Origin of the sequence: Nonomuraea diastatica (genome assembly GCF_004349015.1) — a bacterium.
GTDB lineage: Bacteria > Actinomycetota > Actinomycetes > Streptosporangiales > Streptosporangiaceae > Nonomuraea > Nonomuraea diastatica.
Genome location: NZ_SMKP01000367.1, coordinates 1 through 2,685, shown reverse-complemented (window position 1 = coordinate 2,685; position 2,685 = coordinate 1). Strand labels below are relative to the sequence as shown.

General features: G+C 67.4%; 3 protein-coding genes. All 3 read left to right on the top strand.

Annotated features, from left to right (window positions below; translation table 11 throughout):
* Window positions 1-436: 436 nt before the first annotated feature.
* Complete coding sequence (locus E1294_RS51575) at window positions 437-1,306, top strand: DNA methyltransferase (protein ID WP_132520580.1); 870 nt, start codon at window positions 437-439, stop codon at window positions 1,304-1,306.
* Window positions 1,303-2,157 (top strand): TRM11 family SAM-dependent methyltransferase, encoded by an 855-nt coding sequence (locus E1294_RS51570; RefSeq protein ID WP_132520577.1) that lies wholly within the window; start codon window positions 1,303-1,305, stop codon window positions 2,155-2,157. Before E1294_RS51575 ends, E1294_RS51570 begins: the two co-directional genes overlap by 4 nt.
* Before the next feature lie 212 nt (window positions 2,158-2,369).
* Window positions 2,370-2,519, top strand: a complete 150-nt coding sequence (locus E1294_RS53975) for a hypothetical protein (protein ID WP_165977982.1) — start codon at window positions 2,370-2,372, stop codon at window positions 2,517-2,519.
* Window positions 2,520-2,685: the final 166 nt, after the last annotated feature.

The following is a 2,685-nucleotide window of genomic DNA, read 5'->3' as shown; positions in this document are numbered from 1 at the left end:
CTGCAGGGTGGTGGGGGATGGCGTGGGGCCCTGAGCGATCGCAGGTGCGCTCAAGATCGAAAGTGGCAGCGTGAGGACGGCGATCAGGGCGGCGCGGCGGCGCGTCCGGGTGGATAAGCCAGACGCTAATCGTGATGTGTTCACTCCGGCCTTTCGAACAGAGGTAGCAAAACGGAGTGATCATCACATAGGCGGGAACTCCAAGTAAAGATCGTTTTCAGTAACGGGAAAGAGCTGCTCCGTGATAGGCAGAGGATCATCACCACGCAGATCGCGCAGGTCGTCCAGGTCTTCGCCTCGCCTCCTTGCCCATTGATGTGGGCGGTTGATGCGCCTCACGATGTGCACGAAGCGAAGGACGAGGGCGGCTCCAATCGCCGCCGATCTACTGGTGTTTCAATGCATGGGAACGGGTGACCGTCGCGGGTCACCGTAGATGAGCAAGAACGAAGGATGGCGGTCGAAGGGATCGCGGGCTGCTGAGAGGCGGTTGGTGCCGCTTTCCGTGTGGCTGTGTTCCGACACCACGCCTCGATCGTCCGAGGCCGGGGAAAGCCCGCGCGTTACCGAGGTGGTGTGCGGTCGGCATCGCCAGGCCGTAGGGCGGGAACTGGCTCGGCATCTGATCGGCGCCTGCTCTCGTCCGGGTGGGGTCGTAGCGGATGTTTTCCCGACGAGCGAGACGGTGCTTGTCACAGCGGCAGGCATGGAGCGGCTGGGCGTCGGATGTGTTCCGCGTCTCGCGGTCGCGCAGCACTTCGCCGGCCGTCTGCGGCAGGAGCTCGCGGCGGATCAGCGGGCGGCGGTGAGGCTACGTCCTCACGGGCCACATCAACTGCGCGAGGCACTGCTTGGTCTCGAAGGTCGGGTGGAGTTGTTGATCGCGGCGCTTCCGCCTTACCCGGAGGCCGGACGATCGGCCGGTCCGGCGTCGGCGTCTTGTCCTTCGTGCAGGGCGGAGCCGCCGACGCTTGCCATGCCGCAGCTTGGTCGGTTCCTGGAGGATGCGCGGCATGTTCTCGCGCCAGGTGGTCACTTGGCGGTGATCACGACGGCGCGGCATGAGCGGGGGAGGCTGGTGGACCTGGCGCCGGGGATCATCCGGCGAGCGGGCGCGGCCGGGTTGGCCTACGTGCAGCATGTCATCGCGGTACGCGTCCCGGTGGAGGGTGACGCGCTGGTTGTCCAGGCCGATCCGGCGGAGCTGGGGCACCTTCGCCGTGCCCAGTCGGCGGAGTTGCCGCCGGTCGTGTCGGTGCACGCGGATGTTTGTCTGTTCGCTCGTACCGCCGGGGGTGCTCGATGAACGAGAGCGTTCTGCCGTCGGTCCTGGCCACGGGCCAGCTGCAGTCGAGGGTGCAGCGGCGTGGCCGGTATGTCGCGGAGTCGATGAGGCATCCGGGCAAGATGCTCCCGTCGATCGCCGCCCAGGTCATCTCGGCGTTCACCGAGCCGGGTGAGCTGGTGGTGGATCCGATGTGCGGGATCGGGACGACGCTGGTGGAGGCGACGCATCTGGGGCGGCACGCGGCGGGGATGGAGTACGAGGCGGACTTCGCCGGTCTCACTGCCGCGAACGTCCAGCACGCTCGTTCGCAAGGCGCGACGGGATTCGCTCGGGTGGCCTGCGGCGACGGGCGGAACATCGCGACCGTCTTCGCGAACCTGCGAGGTACGGCCGCACTGGTGCTGACCTCTCCGCCTTATGGGGTGCGGACGCACGGACACGTCCGCTGCGGGAGTCGGGAGGGTGGCGGGCCGGTGGAGAAGTCGAACCACCGGTACTCCAAGGAAAAGGGGAACCTCGCTCACCGGCCATTGCCTCAGCTTATGGAGGGCTTCGGGCGGATACTCGCCGGATGCGGAGAGCTGCTGCGGCCCGGCGGAGTCGTCGCCGTCACCGTTCGGCCGATCCGGGTCAGCGGGCGGCTCGTTGATCTTCCCGGCCAGGTCATCGAGACCGCGGAGGCGGCTGGTCTGGTCCTCACTCACCGCTTGGCAGCCTTGCTGTGCGGGCTGCGTGATGGCCGGTTGGTGCCCCGGGCGTCATTCTTCCAGATGCTGGAGGCATGGAGGGGTCAGGAGAAGGGGCAGCCGGTGTGCGCTGCGGCGCATGAGGATCTTCTCATTCTGCGCAAGCGAGGTGATGAAGGTTGAGGGCGACACTTCATCAGAGCTCGACGGTCCTCAAGCGCAGCACGTCGTCGTCCACAGGCTGTGTACGGCGGTCCGGGCCTCGCCGGTCCAGGTGGTCGTTGACATCGGTGGTCGAGGCGAGCGGTCATGTAGGGCCGCCGGGGTGGGCGGGCCCGTAGGGCCCTATCCGGTCGCCGGTGGACGCGGGGACCCGTTCCGAACCGGGACGGGTCGTGAGCGGCGCAGATCACGGGCTGCGGCTGGTCGTGCCGGGGGAGGAGCTCAGGCTCACCCCCGGCGCGGCCGGCGTACTGCTGCGAATCCTGCTCAAAGCCGCCGCCCGCGTGAAGCAACCGCAGACCGCGAAGGAGCAGCAGGAATGACGATCAGGTTCGGCTTCTACGGCCGGGTGTCGACCGAGGACAACCAAGTCACCGGGGTTGGTATCCGCTGCGACGTCACGAAATGATCAGCGGCGAGGCCGGTCGTGAGCCCGACGCGTTCTTGGAGCCATGAGCACGTAACCAAGTCTGGTGCCGGGGGCGGTCG

Bases quoted from the DNA above. Each gene is read 5' to 3' on its own strand.
- E1294_RS51570 (WP_132520577.1), top strand. From the start codon at position 1,303: ATGAACGAGAGCGTTCTGCCGTCGGTCCTGGCCACGGGCCAGCTGCAG.
- E1294_RS51575 (WP_132520580.1), top strand. From the start codon at position 437: ATGAGCAAGAACGAAGGATGGCGGTCGAAGGGATCGCGGGCTGCTGAG.